25 protein-coding genes and 1 tRNA gene are annotated in these 20,978 nt (G+C 72.7%); 9 read left to right on the top strand and 17 right to left on the bottom strand.

The genetic code is table 11. The features are described 5' to 3' along the window. The first annotated feature begins 2 nt into the window (after positions 1–2). From N542_RS0101285 to N542_RS22855, 3 genes are all read left to right on the top strand, one after another. Positions 3–584 (top strand): hemerythrin domain-containing protein, encoded by a 582-nt coding sequence (locus tag N542_RS0101285; RefSeq protein ID WP_028642385.1) that lies wholly within the window; start codon positions 3–5, stop codon positions 582–584. A gap of 117 nt (positions 585–701) precedes the next feature. Continuing rightward, positions 702–1,181, top strand: a complete 480-nt coding sequence (locus N542_RS0101290) for a DUF2243 domain-containing protein (RefSeq protein WP_231482357.1) — start codon at positions 702–704, stop codon at positions 1,179–1,181. Then, positions 1,178–1,969, top strand: coding sequence for a cytochrome c oxidase assembly protein (locus N542_RS22855; protein WP_051551273.1), 792 nt, complete (start codon positions 1,178–1,180; stop codon positions 1,967–1,969). Before N542_RS0101290 ends, N542_RS22855 begins: the two co-directional genes overlap by 4 nt. Here the strand turns inward: N542_RS22855 and N542_RS0101300 are convergent. Genes N542_RS0101300 through N542_RS0101310 form a run of 3 tightly spaced genes read right to left on the bottom strand, consistent with a single transcriptional unit; the run spans position 1,954 to position 4,273 of the window. Beyond that, a complete protein-coding gene (locus N542_RS0101300; RefSeq protein ID WP_028642387.1) occupies positions 1,954–2,196 on the bottom strand; it encodes a hypothetical protein in 243 nt (80 codons plus the stop codon). The two genes, N542_RS22855 and N542_RS0101300, sit on opposite strands and share 16 nt — an antisense overlap. A 31-nt stretch (positions 2,197–2,227) precedes the next feature. Next, positions 2,228–3,346: a putative manganese transporter gene (locus N542_RS0101305; protein WP_028642388.1), complete on the bottom strand. Its 1,119-nt coding sequence runs from the start codon at positions 3,344–3,346 to the stop codon at positions 2,228–2,230. Between the two features lie 9 nt (positions 3,347–3,355). After that, on the bottom strand, positions 3,356–4,273 hold the full coding sequence (locus tag N542_RS0101310; protein WP_028642389.1) for a manganese catalase family protein: 918 nt from the start codon (positions 4,271–4,273) through the stop codon (positions 3,356–3,358). 239 nt (positions 4,274–4,512) lie between these two features. On the opposite strand from N542_RS0101310, the gene N542_RS0101315 reads away from it, so the two are divergent. The 5 genes from N542_RS0101315 to N542_RS0101335 all read left to right on the top strand — a co-directional run bounded on the left by N542_RS0101315 (position 4,513) and on the right by N542_RS0101335 (position 8,633). After that, positions 4,513–5,253: an AfsR/SARP family transcriptional regulator gene (locus N542_RS0101315; protein ID WP_051551274.1), complete on the top strand. Its 741-nt coding sequence runs from the start codon at positions 4,513–4,515 to the stop codon at positions 5,251–5,253. A gap of 90 nt (positions 5,254–5,343) precedes the next feature. After that, a complete protein-coding gene (locus tag N542_RS22860; RefSeq protein ID WP_155992814.1) occupies positions 5,344–6,072 on the top strand; it encodes a hypothetical protein in 729 nt (242 codons plus the stop codon). Then, a complete protein-coding gene (locus N542_RS0101325; RefSeq protein ID WP_197025822.1) occupies positions 6,069–6,545 on the top strand; it encodes a phage holin family protein in 477 nt (158 codons plus the stop codon). Before N542_RS22860 ends, N542_RS0101325 begins: the two co-directional genes overlap by 4 nt. Then, complete coding sequence (locus N542_RS0101330; protein WP_028642392.1) at positions 6,521–7,114, top strand: DUF3618 domain-containing protein; 594 nt, start codon at positions 6,521–6,523, stop codon at positions 7,112–7,114. The genes N542_RS0101325 and N542_RS0101330 overlap by 25 nt, the downstream gene beginning before the upstream one ends. 43 nt (positions 7,115–7,157) lie before the next feature. After that, entirely contained in the window at positions 7,158–8,633 is a 1,476-nt protein-coding gene (locus tag N542_RS0101335) for an aminotransferase class I/II-fold pyridoxal phosphate-dependent enzyme (protein WP_028642393.1), read from the top strand. Positions 8,634–8,713: 80 nt separating this feature from the next. Here N542_RS0101335 and N542_RS0101340 read toward each other — a convergent pair whose 3' ends face one another. The 5 genes from N542_RS0101340 to N542_RS22875 form a co-directional block, all read right to left on the bottom strand. After that, the gene (locus tag N542_RS0101340) at positions 8,714–9,010 is read right to left on the bottom strand and encodes a DUF4235 domain-containing protein (protein ID WP_028642394.1); all 297 of its coding nucleotides are present in this window, start codon (positions 9,008–9,010) and stop codon (positions 8,714–8,716) included. After that, positions 9,007–10,155: a YihY/virulence factor BrkB family protein gene (locus N542_RS22865; protein ID WP_197025823.1), complete on the bottom strand. Its 1,149-nt coding sequence runs from the start codon at positions 10,153–10,155 to the stop codon at positions 9,007–9,009. Before N542_RS22865 ends, N542_RS0101340 begins: the two co-directional genes overlap by 4 nt. Further along, the gene (locus tag N542_RS22870) at positions 10,155–10,532 is read right to left on the bottom strand and encodes a DUF3618 domain-containing protein (RefSeq protein ID WP_051551276.1); all 378 of its coding nucleotides are present in this window, start codon (positions 10,530–10,532) and stop codon (positions 10,155–10,157) included. The genes N542_RS22865 and N542_RS22870 overlap by 1 nt, the downstream gene beginning before the upstream one ends. Positions 10,533–10,621: 89 nt before the next feature. Continuing rightward, entirely contained in the window at positions 10,622–11,056 is a 435-nt protein-coding gene (locus tag N542_RS0101355; RefSeq protein WP_028642395.1) for a phage holin family protein, read from the bottom strand. Further along, a complete protein-coding gene (locus N542_RS22875) occupies positions 11,053–11,397 on the bottom strand; it encodes a hypothetical protein (RefSeq protein WP_197025824.1) in 345 nt (114 codons plus the stop codon). The genes N542_RS0101355 and N542_RS22875 overlap by 4 nt, the downstream gene beginning before the upstream one ends. Positions 11,398–11,597: 200 nt before the next feature. On the opposite strand from N542_RS22875, the gene N542_RS0101365 reads away from it, so the two are divergent. Further along, positions 11,598–12,365 (top strand): TetR/AcrR family transcriptional regulator, encoded by a 768-nt coding sequence (locus N542_RS0101365; protein ID WP_028642396.1) that lies wholly within the window; start codon positions 11,598–11,600, stop codon positions 12,363–12,365. A 119-nt stretch (positions 12,366–12,484) separates the two neighbouring features. Here N542_RS0101365 and N542_RS0101370 read toward each other — a convergent pair. From N542_RS0101370 to N542_RS0101410, 9 genes are all read right to left on the bottom strand, one after another. Then, a tRNA-Ala gene (locus N542_RS0101370) sits at positions 12,485–12,557 on the bottom strand. A gap of 76 nt (positions 12,558–12,633) precedes the next feature. Beyond that, entirely contained in the window at positions 12,634–13,260 is a 627-nt protein-coding gene (locus N542_RS0101375; RefSeq protein ID WP_028642397.1) for a histidine phosphatase family protein, read from the bottom strand. Beyond that, on the bottom strand, positions 13,250–13,627 hold the full coding sequence (rsfS, locus tag N542_RS0101380; protein WP_028642398.1) for a ribosome silencing factor: 378 nt from the start codon (positions 13,625–13,627) through the stop codon (positions 13,250–13,252). The genes N542_RS0101375 and rsfS overlap by 11 nt, the downstream gene beginning before the upstream one ends. After that, positions 13,624–14,244: a nicotinate-nucleotide adenylyltransferase gene (gene nadD / locus N542_RS0101385; RefSeq protein WP_442937378.1), complete on the bottom strand. Its 621-nt coding sequence runs from the start codon at positions 14,242–14,244 to the stop codon at positions 13,624–13,626. Before nadD ends, rsfS begins: the two co-directional genes overlap by 4 nt. 11 nt (positions 14,245–14,255) lie before the next feature. Then, entirely contained in the window at positions 14,256–14,396 is a 141-nt protein-coding gene (locus N542_RS27730) for a hypothetical protein (protein ID WP_197025825.1), read from the bottom strand. 192 nt (positions 14,397–14,588) lie between these two features. After that, on the bottom strand, positions 14,589–15,833 hold the full coding sequence (locus N542_RS0101395; RefSeq protein WP_028642400.1) for a glutamate-5-semialdehyde dehydrogenase: 1,245 nt from the start codon (positions 15,831–15,833) through the stop codon (positions 14,589–14,591). Between the two features lie 28 nt (positions 15,834–15,861). Continuing rightward, positions 15,862–17,163: a phospholipase D-like domain-containing protein gene (locus N542_RS0101400; RefSeq protein ID WP_028642401.1), complete on the bottom strand. Its 1,302-nt coding sequence runs from the start codon at positions 17,161–17,163 to the stop codon at positions 15,862–15,864. 125 nt (positions 17,164–17,288) lie between these two features. Continuing rightward, entirely contained in the window at positions 17,289–18,119 is an 831-nt protein-coding gene (locus N542_RS0101405; protein WP_028642402.1) for a phosphotransferase family protein, read from the bottom strand. A gap of 9 nt (positions 18,120–18,128) precedes the next feature. Continuing rightward, the gene (locus tag N542_RS0101410) at positions 18,129–20,933 is read right to left on the bottom strand and encodes a DEAD/DEAH box helicase family protein (RefSeq protein WP_081794950.1); all 2,805 of its coding nucleotides are present in this window, start codon (positions 20,931–20,933) and stop codon (positions 18,129–18,131) included. Between the last annotated feature and the right edge of the window lie 45 nt (positions 20,934–20,978).

Here is a 20,978-nt window from a genome sequence, read left to right on the forward strand (position 1 = left end):
CGGTGGGTGACGCAGCGGAGGACCGGGCGAAGGCTGCCACCTATCCGGAGGGCGACGTGCTCCGCGTGCTCTACGAGCAGCATGCGCGGATCCGTGACCTGTTCGCCGCGGTGAAGGCCGCGGGCGGCGACCGCAGGAGCGAGACCTTCGCCGAGCTGCGCACCCTGCTCGCGGTGCACGAGACGGCTGAGGAGATGGTGATCAGGCCGGCCACCACGGCGGCCGGCGGCAAGGACGTCGCCGACGCCCGCAACCACGAGGAGGCCGAGGCCAACGAGGTCCTCCAGCGGCTGGAGAAGCTCGATCCGGCCGGGTCGGACTTCGAGTCCCTGCTCGCGGAGCTCGAGGCGTCGGTGGACGAGCACGCCGAGGCCGAGGAGCACGAGGAGTTCCCGCTGATCGAGTCCTCGTGCGACGAGGGGCAGCGGCAGGCGATGGGCATGCACCTGCGCGCCGCGGAGGCCGTCGCACCGACGCACCCCCATCCGTCGACCGCGGGCTCGACGGTCGCGCAGTACGCGGTCGGGCCGTTCGCCTCGATCATCGACCGCACCCGCGACGCCGTACGCGCGGCGATGCACTGAGCCCTCGGGCGCCCGGCCGACCAGGGCTCCCCGCATGCCGCAGCACGGACCGGGCTACCCCGCGGCGTGCGCGCTCACGAGTCAGGACCCCCGCCCGCCCTCACAGCGCCCGGCATCGTGCTGGGAGTCGGCCTCGGCGGCTTCGTCGACGGCATCCTGCTGCACCAGGTGCTCCAGTGGCACCACATGCTGACATCGACCGACACCGACCACGTCGGGATCCGGTACTACCCCGCCGACTCCGTGCACGGGCTGCGGATCAACACGGTCTGGGACGGCGTCTTCCACACCTTCACCTGGCTGATGGTGCTCGGCGGCCTGGCCCTGCTCTACGCGCGCGTCCAGCACTCCCGCGGCCGGGTCTGGCGGTCCCGGGCGTTGTGGGGCTGGGCCCTTGTCGGCTGGGGGGTCTTCAACCTGGTGGAGGGGATCGTCGACCACCACCTCCTCGGCATCCACCACGTGCGCGCCGGGGTGCACCAGAAAGCCTGGGACCTCGACTTCCTCGCGCTCGGCGTCCTGCTCGTGGTCGGCGGCTGGTTGATTCAGCGCGGCGCCGGGTTCGTCGACGCCGTGCCCGCACGCGGCACGCGGTGAGCGGCGCGGTCGTCGACCTGGCGCCGTCGGCGGCCGGGTCGGTCCTCGCGTGCGGCTACGTGTGGCTCGCTGCGCGCGACGGGCGCCGGTGGCCCGTCGGCCGCACCCTTCTCTTCCTGGCCGGCGCGGCCGTCCTGACGATCGCCGTGTCGCCGCCCGTCGACCGGCTGGCCGACCATGACTTCGGCGGACACGCGGCCCAGCATCTCCTGCTGGCCATGGTGGCGCCGCTCGGCCTCGCCCTCGGGGCGCCGGTCACCCTCCTGCTGCGCGGGCTGCCCCACGCAGCGGCCCGCCGGCTGGGTCGTGCCCTGCACACGGCGCCGATCCGGTTGCTCGCCCGCCCCTCCGTCGCGCTGCTGCTCTCGAGCGGCGGCCTGGTGCTGCTGTACTTCACCCCGCTGTACGACGCGAGCACCCGGGACCCGGTCGTCCACGCGCTGGTGCACCTGCACCTGCTGGCCTCCGGCCTGCTCTTCGCCTGGGTGATCGCCGGACCCGACCCCGCCCCGGTGCGCGCGTCGGTGCCCGCACGGCTGGTCGTCCTCGGCGTCGCGGTCGCCGTGCACGCTGTGGTGTCCCAGCTGCTCTTCGCCGGGATCCTCGTGCAGGTGCACGAGCCGGTCGGCGAGATGCAGGCCGCCGGCAACCTCATGTACGTCGGTGGTGACGTCGCCGAGGTCCTGCTCGCGCTCGCGCTGCTGCTGACGTGGCGCCGCGGCGGCGACGGCTCCCGCCGTCGCCGGACGGCCGGGTCGTCGCCGCGGGTCACTCACGCTCGGACGTGACCCGCACGGCGCGAAGCCGGGAGCGGCGCGGCCTCCGGCGGCAGCGAGATGCTCCCGTGGGCCAGGGGCGTCGAGGACCAGCTGGCGACGTGACGGCGAGCGGCCGTGCGGGCGGCCAGCACGGCGAGCACCATCAGCGCGGTGCCGATGCCCCACCACGTGCCGGTCAGCGCACAGAGCAGCGCGAGGCAGAGCTGGAGGCGGACGGGCGAGAGGAAGACGAGCATGGCGTTCTCCTTGGCGGGACCTGGTCCCAGGTCAGGTGAGGACGAGCAGGCAGAGACCGACCGTCAGGGCCGGGATCGTGGTCAGGACGGTGGCCAGCAGGGCCGAGCGGTGCTCGAGAGCCAGCAGCGGGATCAGTGCGTCCCCGTCCTGGCTGACGGTGTTGGCCATCAGGGTGGACAACGGCATGCCGCCCGCGACGAAGATGCCGGCGAAGACGATCTGCACGGCACAGCCCGGGATCAGCCCGATGCAGGCTCCGACGACGACGCCGGCCACCCCGAAGAGCGGGAGCTGCGACCCGTCGAAGCCGGTGACGTGGGTGACCAGCGACCACGCGACGTACGCGATGGCCACCCAGACGGTCACGAAGGCGACCTCCTCGCCTCCGTGGCGGAGCACGCCCGACATGGAGCCCGGCCGCGTGTTGTCCTCGTCGTCGTCGGCCAGCCTGCACCCGTTGCGGATGAAGAAGACCACCGCGAGGGACGTGCCCAGGACACCGACGACCAGGTAGAGGTTCGAGGGTGCCAGCACCTGGAAGGTCACCGGCACGCTGAGCGTGGCGCCCGTGCCGAGCAGCACCCACAACAGCACCGGCAGCACCCCGAGGTCGTGGAGCCGCAGGGCCGGCAGGGCCGGCACGCCCGGCAGGGTCGGCACGGTCGCGCCGGCGACGTCGCGCTCGTGGGGGCAGGACACCGGGTCCGGCCCCGTGTCGACGTGGTTCACCCCGTCGGCCGCCCCGTCCACCCGCCGCCGCGGCGCGATGCCCAGGGCGTCGACGAGGTAGCCGGTCGAGGCGCCGACCACCAGCAGCACCAGCTTGAGCTGCACGGTCAGCAGGGGGTCGGCCGCCAGGAGGACCCAGGAGGCATCCCCCATGGTGGCGACCAGCGCGGCGATCGCGGCGCCGTACGACACGGCACCTCGCGAGTAGGCCGACATCACGATGATCGCGCCACCGCAGCCCGGTGGCATCGTGAGCGCCGCCGCCACCAGTGGGGCCAGTCCGCGACGACGCTGGAGGCTGTCGTCGAGGCGGTGGCCCCACCGGTGCCGCGCCCACCCGAACGGCGCGACCAGCAGGGCGACGAAGACGCCGACCTGCATGAAGGCGTCGGCGAGCGGGCGCAGGATCAGATCAGTCATCGCGGCTGCTCACTCCCCGGTGAGCTTCTCCTTGGCCTTGCTCATGAGGTTCTCCGCACCCTGGACGAGTCCGCCGGCGGCGTTGCCGGGCTTGCCGGGGCCCTTGCTCCCGTCGTACGTCGCGAAGAGCAGCGGGTCGGGCGCCGGGATCTCCTGGATGTCGTCGCGGAGCGGGCGGCCCTGCTCGAAGCGGATCTCCTCGTTGCCGATGAGCGTCGTCCCCTGGGCCCAGCGGCCCTCGCCTGCGGTGCTGCCCTCGTGGAAGCTGTAGTAGGTGCGCGCCGCCTCGTGGTTCTCCTCGTCCTTGAGCGAGTCCTCGATGCCATCGGTGAAGCCGTCCTCGATCAGCTGCTCGATGCCCAGCAGCCACTGCTGCTGGTGGAACGTGTCCCGCGCCAGGTTGAACTGGAGTGTCTCCTTGACGCCCGGGTCGTCGGTCATCTGGTAGACCCGCGCGGTCTGGAGGCGGCTCTGCGCCTCGGCCGCGACGTTGTGCCGGAAGTCGGCCAGCAGGTTGCCGCTCGCGACGATGTAGCCACCGTTCCAGGGCACGCCCTGGCTGTTGGTCGGCATCGCCGCTCCACCGGTCACGATCGCGTGCTGCACGTTCTGGCCGCCGAGCACCGCGGCCAGGGCCGGGTTCGCGGTGGCCGCGGCCGCCTGCGTCTCCGACGGCGCTCCCTCGAGCAGCCGCGCCATCAGCGTCACCAGCATCTCGACGTGGCCGATCTCCTCGGTGCCGATGTCGTAGATCATGTCCTTGTACTTGCCGGGCATCCGGCAGTTCCACCCCTGCCAGAGGTACTGCATCATCACGGTCATCTCACCGAACTGACCGCCGACGAGCTCCTGCAGCTTGGCCGCGAAGAGGGCGTCGGGCCGTTCGGGGCGGACGTCGAACTGCAGCTCCTTGGTGTGCCTGTACATCTCGGACCTCCTTGTGGCGAGGCGTCGGTCGCCTCGTGACCCGGGACGTTTCAGCAGCTGCGTCTCGTCGGCGTGGAGCAGGTGCACCAGCCGTCGTAGGACCTGACGTGACACCGGCGTCACACCGGCGTCACACCGGCGTCACGCGCCCGACGGGGTCGTCGCCGCGCGATCGGTCCTCGGAAGGCATGGCGGCACGGCTGGGGGGAACCGACGCCGACGGGGAGAGGAGGTACCGGATGTTCCCTTCCAGCCGGCTCGGGCTGCTGGGCGAGTTCAACCTGTCCCTCGAGGGCGAGCGGCAGGACCTGTGGTTGACGGCCCAGCGCCTCCTGGCCCTCCTCGCGGTGGTGCACCGCACCAAGCGGGCGCGCCGAGCGACGGTCGCCGAGCGGCTCTGGCCGGACGCGCCCCCGGGCCGGGCCGGCTCCAGCCTGCGGTCGGTCCTGTGGCGTCTCCCGCGACCCCGCGGTCGGGCCCTGGTGATCGGCAACGCGACCGAGGTCTGGCTCTCGACGGACCTGAAGGTCGACCTGTGGGAGGCCGAGGAGCACGCTCAGCTGCTCCGAACGACGGACCCGCAGGCCCTGCCCGACCACCGCGCAGACCTCGCACTCTTCCGCGACGACCTGCTGCCCGAGTGGGAGGAGTCCTGGCTCGTGGCCGAGCGGGAGGCCTACCGGCAGAAGCGGCTGCACGCCCTGGAGCGCACGGCCGGGCTGCTGTGCGAGCGCGGGCTCTACACCGATGCCCTGGATGCCGGCCTCGGCGCCGTCCAGTCCGAGCCGCTGCGCGAGACCGCGCACCGCAGCGTGATCGCGGTCCACCTGGCCGAGGGCAACCACGCCGAGGCGCTGCGCCAGTACGACGGCTACCGGCGGCTGCTCGCCGACGAGCTCGGCCTCCGGCCCTCCGCCGGGATCCGCACGCTGATCGCCCCCCTGCTCGGTCGGCCCGTCGACCTGCGTTCGCCCGACTAGGTGGACTCGGTCGATTGGCACCCCCCGACAGGAATGCCTGCGGCGAGCGCGGATACCGAATCCGTCACCACCACAGACATGGGAGGCACCATGACCACCAGCGCGGGCCCGACCGAACGGGCACAACACGCGGCGTCGACCGCCGCGGACGAGGGACGCAACGTCGCTGCCACCGCCAAGGAGCAGGCCCAGCACGTGGCGGCCACCGCCAAGGGCCAGGCACAGAGCGTGGCGCACGAGGCGCTCGACCAGGTCACCGGCCAGCTCGGCCAGCAGGCGAGCGGCCAGCGCGACCGCCTCGTCGACACGCTGCGGAGCCTGGGCGACGACCTGGAGCAGATGGCTTCCGGCGCCGGCCCCGGCTTCGCGACCGACGCCGCCCGGGAGGTGGCCGATCGCGCCCGCAGCCTCGGGTCCTCGCTGGAGGGCCGTGAGCCGGGCCAGCTGCTGGACGACGTGCGCGACTTCGCACGCAGGCGACCGGGAGTGTTCCTGCTGGGCGCGCTCGCGGCCGGCGTCGTCGCGGGCCGCCTGGTCCGCGGAGCCGGCGAGGGCGTCGCCGCCGCGGCTGCCGCCGAGTCCGCCGGCACCGGCACCGGCACCGCAGCCTCGGCCCAGCCGCCCGCCGTCGGGACGGCCGCGGGGGAACCGCTCCCGTCGTCGACGGAGCCTGCTTCGCTCGCCGGGGTGACCACGACGCCGGCGCCGGCGTACCCGCCGATCACCGAGCCCGGACCGGACGCGTTCCAGTACGACGACGCGCTCGGCACCAACGCCGCGGGCTACGGCCAGCGGCCCACGCAGGAGAGCCAGCCGTGAGCACCTCCCGCCCGGACGACGTCGACCCGATGCTCGGCACACCGTCAGCGGCGCCCCTGCCGCCGACCCCGCCGATCCCCTCGGCGGCTACCACGGACCAGCGCAGCGTCGGAGACATCGTCAGCGACATCGCCCAGGACCTCAGCCAGCTCCTCAAGCAGGAGCTCGAGCTCGCGAAGACCGAGCTGAAGGAGGAGGCGACCAAGGCCGGCAAGGGCGCCGGCCTGCTGGGCGGCGCCGGAGTGGCGGGACACCTGGTCCTGCTCTTCCTGTCGCTGACCATCGTGTTCCTGCTCGACAACTGGATGCCGATCGAGGTCGCGGCCCTGATCGTCACCGCCCTCTGGGCGGTGGTCGCAGCCGCGCTCGCCCTGACCGGCAAGAAGTCACTCCAGGCAACCAACCCCCAGCTGCCCCGGACGCAGCACACACTCAAGGAGGATGCGGCATGGGCCAGAGCACAGAAGAACTGAGCGGAGAGATCGCCGGCACCCGGCAGTCCCTGGCGTCCGACCTGGACGCCCTGCAGGACCGGGTCAGCCCCAGCGCCATCGTCGAGCGCCGCAAGCAGGCGGCCAAGGGAAAGGTGAGCGGGATGAGGGACGGCATCAAGGACCGGGTCATGGGCACGGCGCACAGTGCCAAGGACGGCGTCACCGGCTCCGCGCGCGGCGCCTCGAGCACCGCGCACGGCGCCGTCGAGGGCACGCAGGACCGCGTCCACGACACCATCCAGGGGTCACCTCTCGGCGCCGGACTCGTGGCCTTCGGGGCCGGCATGGTGCTGGCAGCGCTGATGCCGGTCACCGAGAAGGAGACCCGCGCCGGCGCCCAGCTCGTCGACACCGCTCGTGAGCACGCCCAGCCGCTGGCCGAGCACGCCCGTGCCACTGGTCAGGAGGTCACCCAGCACCTCGCAGAGTCGGTCTCCCAGGCGACCGCCGAGGTCAAGGGAGCTGCGGCGGAGGGAGCCGAGCAGGTGCGCTCCGAGGGCCAGTCGGCTGCCCAGTCGGTCCAGTCCGAGGTGAAGAGCGGCGACTGATCCGGGCGACGTTTGCCGGGCCGACGCCCGGGAACCGCTGGCCATGGATCACTCCCGCGCGCCCGTGCTCGACGCCCTCGCGGCCTTCCGTCACCGCGGTGACGTCGTGTACGGGCCACCCGGCCACCGGCAGGGTCGGGGGGTGGACTCCCGCACGCTCACCATCCTGGGCGAGGGAGTCTTCTCCTCCGACGTGCTGATGCTGAACGGTCTCGACGACCGACGCCAGTCCGAGGGCGTCCTGGAGGATGCCCAGTCCCTGATGGCCGACGCCGTCGGCGCCGAGCACGCCTTCTTCTCCACGTGCGGCAGTTCGCTGTCGGTGAAGTCGGCGATGCTGGCCGTCGCCGGGCCCGGTGAGAAGCTGCTGATCTCCCGCAACGCCCACAAGTCGGTCATCTCCGGGGTCATCGTCAACGGCACGGTGCCGATCTGGGTGCACCCGAAGTTCGACGCCGGTCGGCATCTGGCCCATCCCCCGGAGCCCGCTGACGTGCGCCGGGCCCTGGAGGCGCATCCGGACGCGAAGGGCATGCTGCTGATCACCCCGACCGACTGGGGCTCGTGCGCGGACGTGCGCGGCGTCGCCGCGGTGTGCCACGAGTTCGACGTGCCGCTGATCGTCGACGAGGCGTGGGGTGCCCACCTCCCCTTCCACGACCAGCTGCCGGCATGGGGCATGAACGCCGACGCCGACCTGGTCGTCACCAGCGTGCACAAGATGGGCGGCGCCATCGAGCAGAGCTCGGTCTTCCACCTCCAGGGCGGTCGGGTCGACCCGACCGTCCTGAAGCAGCGCGAGGACCTCCTGGGCACCACCAGCGCCTCCAGCCTCGTCTACGCCTCGCTCGACGGGTGGCGGCGCCACATGGTCGAGCACGGCCACGAGCTGATGGCCCGCACGATCGGGCTCGCGCAGGACGCCCGCTCCCGGCTCGGCGCCCTGGACGGCATCAGCGTGATGGGCGCCGAGGTGGTCGACGAGGGGTACGCCCACGAGACCGACCCGCTGGTGCTCACCATCGACGTCCGGGGACTCGGCATCACCGGCTACCAGGCGGCCGAGCTGGCCCGGACGCGCCACCACGTCGACTTCGGGGCCGCGGACTCCTTCCGGCTCAACGCCCGGTTGACGCACGCCGACGACCAGACGTCGGTCGACGTGCTCGTCAGCACGGTCGAGGCGCTGCGGGTCGACGCCCGAGGCCTGGGACCGTCGGGCAGCGTCGACCTGCCCGATCAGCACGGACTGGAGCTGGAGACCGCGATGCGGCCACGCGACGCCTTCTTCGCCGCGGCCGAGCAGGTCGACGCGTCCGAGGCCGTGGGCCGCGTCGCCGCCGAGCTCGTCACGCCGTACCCCCCGGGCGTGCCCGTCCTCACGCCCGGTGAGGTCATCACGGCGCAGGCCGTCGAGTACCTGCAGACGGGGGTCAAGGCCGGGATGCTCATCGCGGAGTCGGCCGACACCACGATGGGGAGCTTCCGGGTCGTCGCCAGCGACGCCGTCCGGTCCTGAGCTGACGCCGCGCAGGCTCCGACCACCGGTCGGAGCCTGCGAGCTCGCTGAGGGATGCCCAGCGCGTGGACGTGGACGAGCTAGTCGCCCGGCCATTCGCCGGTCCACCGCTCGAAGAGGCGGGCGCCACCGCGGTTGATGAGTGCGCGGACGATGGTGAAGATGGCGCCCTGCACGGCAGCAGCGATGAGGATCTTCCGGAGCCGGTACTCCGACTCGAGGGGCTTGGGCGGGTCCTCCGGACTCTCGGGATCCAGCTGCTTCCAGACCCGCTGGAAGATCTGTCCCGCGATCAGCCCGCCCAGGAGGCTCGCGATGAGCCCCCAGGGTCGGTACAGGATCTTCGCGGACTTGCTCGACTGCTTCTCGGACTTCATCTGCCACCTCGCTCGTGTTGGCCGGACCGGTTGTCGGAGTGGTCGGAGCGGTCGGGATCGTCGTCGCGACCGTGGGTCAGGCGGAGCCGGCGGCCACGCTCGATGTCCGTGCGCTCCTTCTCGGCGGCCTTGTCGCTCTTGCGGGTGTCACGCGCGGGGAGCTGGATGACCTCCTCCGCCGGCATGCCCGCCTGGAGCTGGCGACCGCGCTCCAGCTCCGCGTCCAGCTCGGCGCCGAAGAGCAGCGCCAGGTTGGTGATCCACAACCACAGCAGGAACACGATGACGCCGGCCAGCGACCCGTAGGTCTTGTTGTAGCTGGCGAAGTTGGCGACGTAGAACCCGAAGAGGGCCGAGGCGACGACCCAGGTGAGGATGGCGACGAGGGCGCCGACGCTGATCCACCGGAACTTGGGCTGCTTGACGTTCGGCGTCGCGTAGTACAGCAACGCGACGATGAGGACCACCACGGCGAGCAGGACGGGCCACTTGGCGATGTTCCACACAGTCACGACGGTGGAGCCCAGCCCGATGGCGTTCCCGACGGCCGTGGCGGCCGGCCCGGTGAGGACGAGCCCGATCGCGACCACGGCGGTGAGGACGACGGTGATGAGAGTGACCACCAGCATCGTCGGACGCAGCTTCCAGATCGGCCGACCCTCGTCGACCTCGTACACCCGGTTCATCCCGCGCCCGAAGGCGCCGACGTACCCGGAGGCGGACCACAGGGCCGTGGCGAGTCCGACGATGAGCGCCAGGCCGGAGTTCTGGGCCTTGCTGAGCTGGGTCAGGGTCGGCTCCAGGGTGTCCGCGGCGCTGGCGGCGCCCACGTCTCGCAGGATGCCGAGCAGCGTGTCGACGGTGCTCGGGCCCTGGCCGACGAGGCTGACCAGCGACAGGATGGCGATGGCGGCCGGGAACAGCGCGAGGACCGAGTAGTACGTCAGCGCGGCCGCGAGGTCGGTGCACTGGTCGTCGGAGAACTCGCGCACGGTCTTGCGCGCGACGTAGAGCCACGACCGCTTCCTCAGGTCTCCCGGTGAGTCCGGCTTGTCCGCGTGCCCGGACGGCGGCGTGTCCCGGGTCCCGGCGTCGGTCCCGCGGTCACGGACGTCGACATCGGAGCCGCTCCCCCGCCCGAACATCAGCGCCGCCTCCGCGGCCGCCGGGTGGCGTTGTTGCGACGCCACAGGGCGAGCACGATGACCGCCAGGACCGCGGCGAGCGTGCCGCCACCGATGCCGAGCGTCGTCGGGGTCGGCTTGCCCTCGTCGTCGGTGGCCCGGTCCTGGAGCCGCCGCAGCTGCGCCGTCGCGTCGTCCTTGGTGTCCGCGAGGCTGTTGCGGACCCGGGTCTTCACGTCGAGCTTGGCGGTGAGCTGGTCGACGGTGTCGGCCAGGTCGGCGCGAGTGCGCTCGATGTCGGCCTGGACCTCCGCGAGCTCCGGCTTCGCCTCCTCAGCGGGTGCGCTGCCGTCGTCCTGGTGGGTCCGGGCGCTGTGGGCGGTGTCGTTCGTGGCCATGTGGTGGCCTCCCTCGATGCTGTGAACGGTGCATGGAATGGCGTGGTGGCCGACGTGGAGGTGAGTCCGGACGCCGGACGTTCCGCTGGTCAGCGGTTGCGGGCCTGCTTGACCGCGTCCACGTCCTGCTTGATGCTCTCGACGGCCCGCTCGGGGACCGGCGGTGCCGCTGCGGCGACGCGCTTCTTGCCGATCAGGGCGGCGATGCCGGCGACGACGAGAAGCACCACGCCGACGATGAGGGCGGCCAGCCAGGCGGGCATCGCGAGCGCGAGGGCCAGGATGGCCGTGGTGATCAGCACGCCCAGGCCGTAGAGGGCGATGACGCCGGCGCCCCCGAGCAGCCCGGCGCCGACGCCGGCCTTCTTGGCCTTGCCACTGACCTCGAGCTGCGCGAGCCGGAGCTCGTCGCGCACCAGCCGTGACACGTCCTGCGAGAGGCGCGACACCAGGTCGCCGGTCGAGTCCGTCTCGGTGCGTGCGCCGGCGGCGGTCCGGGCACCCGCGTCCGCGTTGTGGCTCACGGCAGGTTCCCCGCGCTGGTGGCGACCGGATCCGTCGCCGCGGGGGACACGGTGCCGGCGTACCCGTGCGTGCCTGCACCGGCCGTCCCGTCACCGTCGGAGGTGGACGTGGACGACACCTTCTCCTTGACCGCCGATCCGGCCTGGCCGACCTTGTCCTTCGCGAGCTGGCCGGCCTGCCCCGCCTTCTCCTGCGCGACCTGCTGCGCCTGTCCCGCCTTCTCCTGGACCCGCGGGTTGTTCCACACCTGCTGCGCCTTCTGCGCGATCTGCTCGTAGCGCTCACGGCCCGAACGCGCGCCGAGGACGTAGCCGGCTCCCAACCCGATGAGGAATGACACCTTGCTGACCATCTGGCCCTCCCAAGAACGTGCGGCTCACGTCGGCGGGCCGCTCCCATGCGACCGCCTTACGGCGTAAACCGGATTGCGTGCTCGGTGCCCATGGCCCCTGGCCTCCATGCGGGTGGGCGTCGAGGATTTCTCCGTCGGCGGGGCGCCTCGTTCTTCTACGCTCGTAGGCTTGGCCGCGAGGAGGCCCGATGTCGGACGCACGAGAAGGCGACGACCAGGGGTCGGTCGCGCCGGCTCCCGACACCCACCTCGACGCCGACGCCGCCCGGGTCCGCGGTGAGGCGGTGCCCTCGGAGCGCGTCCCGCTGAGCAAGGAGCGCATCGTCGACGCAGCGGTGGCGTTCATCGACCGGGAGGGACTCCCGGGCCTGTCGATGCGTCGGTTGGGCACCCTGCTGGGCGTCGAGGCGATGTCGTTGTACCGGTACGTCCCCGGCCGCGAGCAGCTCCTCGACGCCGTCGTGGAGCGCATCGTCGACGAGATGGAGGCGGACCCCGACGTCGTCGAGCGCCCGCAGCACGGCTGGCAGGACTACCTGCAACGACTCGCCCACGGGATCCGTCGGGTCGCGCTGAGCCATCCGAGGGCGTTCCCCCTCGTCGCGTCGCGACCCGCCGAGGCTCCCTGGCTGCGTCCGCCACTGCGCAGCCTGCGGTGGGTGGAGGCGTTCCTCCAGGGCCTGCGGGACGAGGGCTTCAGCGACCGGGCGACGGTTGAGTCCTACCGCGCGTTCACGAGCTTCCTGCTGGGCCACCTGCTGCTCGAGGTCGCCGTGCTCGGCGCGGACCTCGGTCCCCTCGACGTCCTCGAGGAGGACGTCGACACCTCGCTCGCGCCGTACCCGAACGTCCGGCGGCTCTCGGGGCAGCTGCGCGAGAACCACTCCGCGCTCGAGTTCGAGGACTCCCTGGAGACCCTTCTCCAGCGGCTCGCGCTCGTCCGGACGGAGAGCTGACCCGTCGCGGCCGTCGTTCCCGGCGGGCACCGCGCACGAGGAGGAGCCGGACAAGCCGAAGGGCCATGCCGTCCTCCTCGCCTGAGGATTCAGAACATGGCCCTGGCCTGCACCTTCGGTGGAGCTGAGGGGATTCGAACCCCTGACCCCCTGCATGCCATGCAGGTGCGCTACCAGCTGCGCCACAGCCCCATTGCTTCCCGCGCCAGCGGGTGACAACTCGCGGAATACTAGCCAACCGATCCGCCGGATGCGAATCCGGGGAGGGTCAGGGCGCCACGACGCGGTTGTACGCCTTCAGCCGCAACGCCCCACCGGCGGTGGCCTGGTCGAGCTCGACCCAGCCGCAGTTGTCCAGCCCGTGCAGGACGGCCCGCTCGGTGACGGGCCAGCCGAGGAGAGCAGGGACCGCGTCGCGGATCGCGGCCCCATGGGACACGGCCACGGCGAGCTCGCCCGGGCCGATCGAGGCGAGCAGCTCTTGCAGCGCCGCCACCATCCGGCGGGACACCTGCTCGGCGGTCTCCCCTCCGGGCACCACGTCGAAGTCGCCCAGCCGGAAGGCGGCGAACTCGTCCGGGGCGAGCGCGGCGTACTCCTCGTGGGTCAGGCCCTGCCGGTCGGCGAGGAAGTACTCGCGCAGGCGGGCGTCGTACGCCGGGGCGAGCCCGGTCTCCCCCGCGACGTACGACGCCGTCTGGCGCGCGCGCACGCTGTCGGAGGACCAGAGGGCCACCGGCGCCCTGGCGGCGAGCGCAGCGGCGACGGCGGCGGCCTGCCGGTGGCCGGTGTCGTCGAGCTCGGCCTCGAGCTGGCCCTGGACGCGGCGGGCGGCGTTCCAGGCGGTCTGGCCGTGACGGAGCAGGAGCAGTCGGCGCGCGGCCTCAGCGCTCATGCGAGACGACGTCGGCGGGCAGCTTGATCGCCGGGCAGTCACGCCAGAGCCGCTCGAGGGCGTAGAACTGCCGCTCCTCCTCGTGCTGCACGTGCACGACGATCTCGCCGTAGTCGATCAGCACCCAGCGTCCGTCGCGCTCGCCCTCGCGGCGCAGCGGCTTGGCGCCGATGTCGCGCAGCCGGTCCTCGATCTCGTCGACGATCGACTTGACCTGGCGGTCGTTGGACGCCGAGGCGAGCACGAACGCGTCGCTGATCGCGAGCTGCTCGCTCACGTCGAAGGCGATGATGTTGGACGCGAGCTTGTCGGACGCCGCACGGGCGGCGGCCTGGACGAGCTCGATGGCGTGTTCTGTGGCAGTCACTGACGGTCCTCTGTGGAGTCCTGTGGGTACAGGTGGTGCTTGGCGATGTATTGGACGACGCCGTCGGGCACGAGGTACCAGACCGGCTCGCCGCGGCGGGTGCGCTCACGGCAGTTGGTGGAGGAGATCGCCAGGGCGGGGATCTCGACCATCGTGACGCGGTCGGCGGGGATCCCGTCGAGCGTGGCCTCGGTCATCGTGTAGCCGGGCCGGGTGCAGCCGACGAACTGGGCGAGCGAGAAGAGCTCCTCGGCATCGCGCCAGGTGAAGATGTCGGCCAGCGCGTCGGCACCGGTGATGAAGTAGAGCTCGGCGTCGGGCAACCGGGCCGCGAGGTCCTTCAGCGTGTCGATCGTGTACGTCGGCCCGTGCCGGTCGATGTCGACGCGGGAGACGTTGAAGCGCGGGTTGGCGGCGGTCGCGATGACCGTCATCAGGTAGCGGTCCTCGGCCGGGGAGACGTCGCGGTCCGACTTCTGCCACGGATCACCGGTCGGCACGAAGACGACCTCGTCGAGGTCGAACCACGACTGCACCTCCGACGCGGCCACGAGGTGGCCGTGATGGATCGGGTCGAAGGTGCCGCCCATGACACCGACCCGGCGGGCGCCCGACACGAGCCCGGTGGTCAGCTGTGCTCTCGTCCCGCACCGAAGGCCAGCAGGCCCAGCAGCAGAGCCAGCAGGATCCCCAGCGCCACCCCGCCGACGAGCCAGTGGTTCGGCACGTTGGGGTTCTCGGTGTGCAGGACGGTCAGCAGCGCGTTCATGGTCGACACCCTACCGGTGGTTTCGAGGCTCGCTGCGCTCGCACCTCAACCACCGTGCCCGGCACGCTGCGCTCGCACCTCAACCACCGTGCCCGGCACGCCGCGCTCGGTCCTCGACCACCGTGCCCGGCACGCCGCGCTCGCACCTCGACCACCGTGCCCGGCACGCCGCGCTCGGTCCTCAACCACCGCTCAGCGCACGTGGCCGTCGCCGGTCACGACGTACTTGGTCGAGGTCATCTCCGGCAGGCCCATCGGGCCCCGCGCGTGCAGCTTCTGGGTGCTGATCCCGATCTCGGCGCCGAAGCCGAACTCGCCGCCGTCGGTGAAGCGGGTCGAGGCGTTGACCAGCACCGCCGCCGAGTCGACGGCCGCGGTGAACCGGCGGGCCGCCGCCTGGTCGCGGGTCAGGATCGCCTCCGTGTGCTGGCTCGAGAAGCGTCGGATGTGGGAGATCGCCGCCTCGAGGTCCGGTACGACGGCAGCGGAGATGTCGAGCGAGAGGTACTCGGTCGCGTAGTCCTCCTCGGTGGCTGCGACGACCCCGTCCTGCGCGGCGAAGGTCGGGTCGCCGTGGACCGTCACTCCAGCCTCCTGGAGCGCGACGACCACCCGCGGCACGAAGTCCTCGGCGACGTCGGCGTGCACGAGCAGCGACTCGGCCGCGTTGCAGACGCTGGTGCGGTGGGTCTTGGCGTTGAGCACGATCGCCAGCGCCTGGTCGAGGTCGGCCGCGCGGTCGACGTACACGTGGCAGTTGCCCACCCCGGTCTCGATCACCGGCACGGTCGACTCCTCGACGACCGAGCGGATCAGGCCCGCGCCGCCGCGCGGGATCAGCACGTCGACGTGCCCGCGTGCCCGCATCAGCTCCTTGACGCTCTCGTGGCTGTCGCCGGGCACCAGCTGGACGACGTCGGCCGGCAGCCCGGTCGCGGCGACGGCGTCGCGCAGCACGGCGACGATCGCGGCGTTGCTCGACCGCGCGCTGGAGCTGCCGCGCAGGAGGACCGCGTTGCCGGACTTCAGGCAGATGCCGGCCGCGTCGGCGGTGACGTTGGGGCGGGCCTCGTAGATCATGCCGACGACGCCGAACGGCACCCGCACCTGGCGCAGCTCGAGGCCGTTGGCGAGCGTGCTGCCACGTACGACGTCACCGACCGGATCGGGCAGGGCGGCGACGTCGCGCAGCCCCTGGGCCATGCCCTCGATCCGCTCGGGCGTCAGCCGCAGCCGGTCCACGATGTTGGGCGCGGTGCCACCGGACTCGGCGCGCGTCACGTCCTCGGCGTTGGCCGCCAGGACCTCCGCCTCGTGCCGCGAGAGCGCCGCGGCCATCGCCAGCAGGGCGGCGTCCTTCCGGGCCCGGGTGGCCAGCGCGAGCTCGAGGCTCGCCGTCCGGGCCCGGACCGCGACCTGCAGCACCTCGGAGATCATGGGTCCCAGGCTAGGGGCCCCGACCGGACTAGCCGTGGCAGGGCCGACGCGTGGGCTTGACGCCGACGGGGTGGGTGGCGTCCTTGTCCTTCCACATCCTGCTGAAGAGGTGGAAGTACTTGGAGTAGACGCGACCGCCGTTGAGGCGCAGCGTCACCTCGTCGTTGGAGTACGAGACGGCCGACCAGTTCTCCGAGCCGGTCCACACCGCCTTGGTCCGCTTCCCGGCGTACGAGCCGCTGATCGCCAGCACCTTGTAGTGGGAGTAGCAGCGCGGACCCGTCACCAGCTTCTGGCCGTTGGTCGACACCCGGTCGCCGAAGTCCCAGTCAGCAGCCTTCATCGGGATCTTGGCCCCGCGCAGGATGCTGGCCGTCGAGGGCCCGAGCACGCTGCCGATCACCTTCACCAAGCAGCCCGAACGGCGCAGCGAGGCCACCTTCCTGGCGATCCGGTCACCGCGGCCGCCGTACCAGCCGTACATGATGACGCGCACGACGGTGCGACCCGCGCTGCCGGTGCCCCTCGGTGCCTTGCAGCCGACCTTGTCGAGACGCTGGATGACGGGGTCGCTGCTGCCCCGACGCAGTGCCGGCGTCGTCGACGTCGTGCGCTGGGCGGCACCGGCGGCCTGCTTGAAGAAGTAGACCGAGCGCACCGGCGAGCTGTAGTTGATCCGACGCGGCTTCGCCTTGCGGTCGGCCTTGAGCTGCAGGAAGACCTTGACCCAGGTCCGGTAGAGGGCCTTGTCGCCGACGATCGTGTTCATGTCGTTCCACTGCGCGAAGGCGGAGCCGTTGGTCAGGTTGCCGGAGGTCGCCATGACGACGTACTTGGCCGCGCCGGTCCGGCTGAACGAGTAGATCTTGGTGTGCAGGTCACCGGTCTTGCCCTTGCGGCAGGAGCCCGTGCAGAAGACGATGAAGCTCGAGCGCTTGCGGCTCTGGCCGAGCTCCCTGACGATCCGCTTCTGCGCCTTGTTGGGCTTCGGCTTGACGGCGGACGGCTCGGCCTCGGGGTCGTCGGCGTCCTCGGTCTCGTCCGGCAGCGTGTCGGTCTTGGCGGTGTGGTCCATGACGACCATCTGCACGTGGACCCCGCGGCGGTGCGCCCGGATCAGCAGCTTCGCGACGTCCATGCGGTCGAAGGAGAAGCTCGAGAGCCGGATCGTGGAGCCCTTGTGGGTGTGCTTGATCGCCCGCTTGAGGCGGGTGACGATCTCGCCGCGCGCGTCGGCGTTGCCGGTGGGATCGTTGAAGCTGACACCGACCGGCGGCTTCCAGCGGTCGCGCGCCGCGTTCGCAGGGCTCAGCGGAACGATGCTGAGCAACGACGCCCCAATCGCAAGTGCCAGCAACGTCACGGCCCGAGTTGTCCCCTGTGTCACAGCGGAAGTGTAAATGCCATCCGTGCCGATCGTGGCAATCGCGCCACATCCAGCACGGCGTCCCACCCCTAGGGGTGAGCGGCGGCGTGGAGGTCGCCCCCGGCACCGATCGCGGCCAGCAGCCCGGCGGCCCGGGTGGCGACCGGGTGCTGCCCGGCGCGGGGGGCCAGGCCCGCGAGGGCGTGGAGATCCGCGGCCCGGGCCAGCTCCAGCGCCCGGCCCGGCGGGGTGCCCCGGAGCTCGGCGTACGTCGCGAGCACGGCGTCGACGTACGCCGGCGCCCGGTCGAAGCGGAGCACGCTGCCGAGGTCGGCGAACGGGTGGCCGGCGTGCGCGAGCTCCCAGTCCAGCACGCCGACGACCTCCCCCGTGCCCGGGTCGAGGAGCAGGTTCGCGGGATCGAGGTCGCCGTGGACCAGGCAGCTGCGGGTCTCCTCGTCGAGCAGCGCCTCCGCGGTCGCTCGCAGCGCACCGAGCGACTCGGGCAGCTCCGGCTCGACGGGCTCGACGCGCAGGTCGCCGTCCACGAAGACACCGCGGTCCAGCAACGGCATCCCGCCGAGCGTGGCGACCACGCGGCCGACCGACTCCCCCACCCGTCGCAGCCCGTCGTCGTCGAGCGTCGGGAGCAGCAGGTCGCCGCGCACACCGGGCAGGAACTCGGTCACCAGCAGGGCGGGCAGCCCGGTGGCCGGGTCGGCGCGGCGTACCTCGAGGACCTCCGGCACCGGCAGCAGCCCGCGCACCAGGCGCAGCACCGCGGCGTCGACCTCCTGTGCCACGGGGCCACGACGACCGTCGGCATAGATGCGTACGACGGTCCGCTCGCCGCCGGCGTCGGCGACGAAGGTCTGGCCCGACCAGCCGCCCTCGAGCGGCTCCAGCGATGCGAACTCCACCGCCCGAGCCTAGGACCAGGTGCGGCGGATCACGGTCGCGGCGGCGAACGGGTCGCTGCCCTGCTGGGCGGCGATGACACCGGCGCCCCGGGGCGAGCCGGTGTAGAGCAGCTCGGTCGGCCCGACCCAGCGCTCCCAGGCGGTCGCGAAGGCTCCGGCGCGCGTGGCGTTGACGCCGAGCACGGTCGGGACCGCGTGCCACGCCTCGCCCGACGGGTGCGCCCGACCGAGCGCCGCGCGCACCGCGGCCGCTCCCCGCAGGCCGGCCCACACGCCCGGGACGGGGACGTCGGCGGGTGCGAGGACGTAGCGGGCGACGACGTACCGCGGCGCGGCCAGCGGGGCCAGCAGCTGCTCCAACGCCTCGGTGAAGAGCCACGCCGACGGCTCGTCGGCGCCCTCCAGCCGGCAGCGGTACTCGCCGCTCGGGTGCGGCTCGACGACCACGGCGTCGGCACCGGGCGCGGCGAGCCCGGCACCGGTCAGCGCGTCGGCGACCGCGCAGGCCAGCTGCTCGAGGGTCGGCCCGGCCAACACCCGCGCCAGCAGCCCGGCGCTCCAGACCCGGAGCTCGTCGCGGCGGTGCCGCACCGTGGCCAGCCCGGCACCGACGGTCGCGACGCCCAGACCGAGGGCGACCAGCGGCTGCACCGCCACCGACACCACGCCGGCCGCCGCCAGCCCGGCCGTCGACAGGTCACCGACGCCGAGCGTCCGGGGGCCGTCGTCGGCTCCCCGCAGCAGCACGCCCTCGGCACCCACGACGACGGTCGGTGGCACCGGCCGCTGGTCGGGACCGACCACCGGCGCGAGCCGGCCGCGTACCCGCAGGGTCGGTCGCACCTGGTCGGCGTACGGCTCCCCGATCCGCCACCAGGCGCGCACCGCGTGGCGGTCGGCGGCCCGCTGCCGCATCCGGTCGTTCAGCCGGTCGAGGTCCGCGGCCGCGGGAGGGGCGTACGGCGAGAACGACGCGTCCAGGTGTCCGACGCCGTCGACCACGTCGCCCTCGGCGTCGACCCCTTGGAAGCCGACGTGCTTGCGCACCAGCCGATCCCAGTCCTGGCCGCCGCGCGGGTGCGCCTCGGTGAGACAGACGACCGACCAGGTCAGGGCGACCTTGTCCGGCCACGTCGGGTCGACCCGCAGCGCACGACCGCGGGTCTGGACGACCGCCGTGCTGGTCGTCGCGGTGGTCAGGTCGATCAGGGTGCTGATCCGGCGGGCGTCCCAGCCCTCGCCCAGCAGGCCGCGCGTGCCGACGAGGACCCGGGACCCGCCGCTCTCGAAGAAGCGGGTGACGAGCGGCACCCAGCGCCGACTGGTCCACGGTCCGGTCAGCCGCGCCACCGACCCGTCTCCCGGCTCGACGACCAGGGCGTCGGCCAGGCGCGGGTCGGTGCGCCGTACGTCCTCGACCAGGGCCCGCAGCGTGCCCTCGCCGGCGGCGACGGTGGAGCCGGTCACCAGCAGCGGGTCGAGCCCGGCGGTGGCCGGGTCGGCGGCGAGGGCCGCGATGACCGAACGGGCCGACCCCTCCTGCTCGTCGATGACCCCGTCGAGCTCGCGCGGGACGATCGCGGTGGCGCGCTCGTGGTCGCAGAGCACCAGCACCCGGGCGTGCTCGCCGAGGGCGTCCCACTCCCCCGCCACCAGACCCACGGCGGCGGTCGTCTTCGCCAGCGACCGGGCCAGCACCCGGTCGACGATCGAGCGGCCGGGGCGCACGCCCCGCCGGGTCCAGACGTAGCCCACCGCAGGCAGCGCCCGGCGTACGACGGCGAGGACCTCGTGGTCGCGCGCGTCGTCGCTGTCGGTCACGCACCGCAGCAGCCAGTCATCGAGCAGCGCGACCCAGTCCGCCGGACTCGGCGGTCGACGGTGCCGCTCCGAGACGAGCGCACCGGGCGGCAGGTCCAGCAGATCCACGAAGTGCAGGCGGAGCGCCGCGTCGAGCTGCTCGGGCGTGGCGGGGCCGCGAGGCGTGGCGGTCACGAACCGGTCGTCGAGCCACTGCAGGAACGGCAGCGAGCCGAAGGCGGGGTCCGTCAACCGGGTCGTCAGCTCGGCGAACCGGGTCGCCTCCGCGGCCAGCCACTCCTCCTCGTGGGCGGTCGGCGTGACCAGGTGGGCGAGCTCGAGGTACGGCGCCAAGTCGCCCTCGCGGACCAGTGCCGGGACGCCGGCCTGGAAGACGATCCCGCCGAAGAGGTCGTCGACGAGCGCGGCCTGGTCGGCGTCCAGGGTCGCCGGCGGCGTCGCGGTCAGTCCCAGCACCCGGGAGCCGGAGAGCTCGGCGAGCACCTCCGCGAGCAGCTCGCCCCACACCTCGAGCAGGTGGTGGCACTCGTCGAGGACGAGCAGCAGCCCGGGCGTGGCCCGCAACCGCTCGACCAGTGCGCGCCCGTTGGGGTGGAGGCGGGCGAGCTGCGTCGTACCGGCGCCGTCCGGGTCGTCGGCCACCTCGTCGTCGGCGTCGAAGACGGCGACCGCCTGGTAGGTCAGCGAGACGAGCTGCGCGTCCAGGGAGCGGTCGTCGGAGGCCGTCAGCCCGAGGGCCGTCGCGGCATCCACCCACTGACCCTGGATCGCGGTGTTGGGGCTGAGCACCACGGCGCGGGTGACGGTGCCGTCCGCGAGGTGCCGGGCCGCCGTCTCCAGGCCGACCCGGGTCTTGCCGCCTCCGGGCGGGAGCGCGATCCACGCCCGGGTCCGGCCGGCGGCGTACGCCGTCTCCAGCGCCGCCAGCGCGCCGCGCTGATGGATCCGCAGCGGTGGAGGACCCACGACAGACGGGTCGTCCGCCTCAGGCATGCCCAGTGACATGCGTGAGGCGGACGACCCGTCCATGCAGGGGGA

Origin of the sequence: Nocardioides sp. URHA0020 (assembly GCF_000620705.1) — a bacterium.
In the GTDB taxonomy this organism is placed as follows: domain Bacteria; phylum Actinomycetota; class Actinomycetes; order Propionibacteriales; family Nocardioidaceae; genus Nocardioides.

Bases quoted from the DNA above. Each gene is read 5' to 3' on its own strand.
- N542_RS0101300 (WP_028642387.1), bottom strand. From the start codon at position 2,196: ATGCTCGTCTTCCTCTCGCCCGTCCGCCTCCAGCTCTGCCTCGCGCTG.
- N542_RS0101305 (WP_028642388.1), bottom strand. From the start codon at position 3,346: ATGACTGATCTGATCCTGCGCCCGCTCGCCGACGCCTTCATGCAGGTC.
- N542_RS0101310 (WP_028642389.1), bottom strand. From the start codon at position 4,273: ATGTACAGGCACACCAAGGAGCTGCAGTTCGACGTCCGCCCCGAACGG.
- N542_RS0101315 (WP_051551274.1), top strand. From the start codon at position 4,513: ATGTTCCCTTCCAGCCGGCTCGGGCTGCTGGGCGAGTTCAACCTGTCC.
- N542_RS22860 (WP_155992814.1), top strand. From the start codon at position 5,344: ATGACCACCAGCGCGGGCCCGACCGAACGGGCACAACACGCGGCGTCG.
- N542_RS0101330 (WP_028642392.1), top strand. From the start codon at position 6,521: ATGGGCCAGAGCACAGAAGAACTGAGCGGAGAGATCGCCGGCACCCGG.
- N542_RS0101335 (WP_028642393.1), top strand. From the start codon at position 7,158: ATGGATCACTCCCGCGCGCCCGTGCTCGACGCCCTCGCGGCCTTCCGT.
- N542_RS0101340 (WP_028642394.1), bottom strand. From the start codon at position 9,010: ATGAAGTCCGAGAAGCAGTCGAGCAAGTCCGCGAAGATCCTGTACCGA.
- N542_RS22865 (WP_197025823.1), bottom strand. From the start codon at position 10,155: ATGTTCGGGCGGGGGAGCGGCTCCGATGTCGACGTCCGTGACCGCGGG.
- N542_RS22870 (WP_051551276.1), bottom strand. From the start codon at position 10,532: ATGGCCACGAACGACACCGCCCACAGCGCCCGGACCCACCAGGACGAC.
- N542_RS0101365 (WP_028642396.1), top strand. From the start codon at position 11,598: ATGTCGGACGCACGAGAAGGCGACGACCAGGGGTCGGTCGCGCCGGCT.
- N542_RS0101375 (WP_028642397.1), bottom strand. From the start codon at position 13,260: ATGAGCGCTGAGGCCGCGCGCCGACTGCTCCTGCTCCGTCACGGCCAG.
- N542_RS27730 (WP_197025825.1), bottom strand. From the start codon at position 14,396: ATGAACGCGCTGCTGACCGTCCTGCACACCGAGAACCCCAACGTGCCG.
- N542_RS0101395 (WP_028642400.1), bottom strand. From the start codon at position 15,833: ATGATCTCCGAGGTGCTGCAGGTCGCGGTCCGGGCCCGGACGGCGAGC.
- N542_RS0101410 (WP_081794950.1), bottom strand. From the start codon at position 20,933: ATGCCTGAGGCGGACGACCCGTCTGTCGTGGGTCCTCCACCGCTGCGG.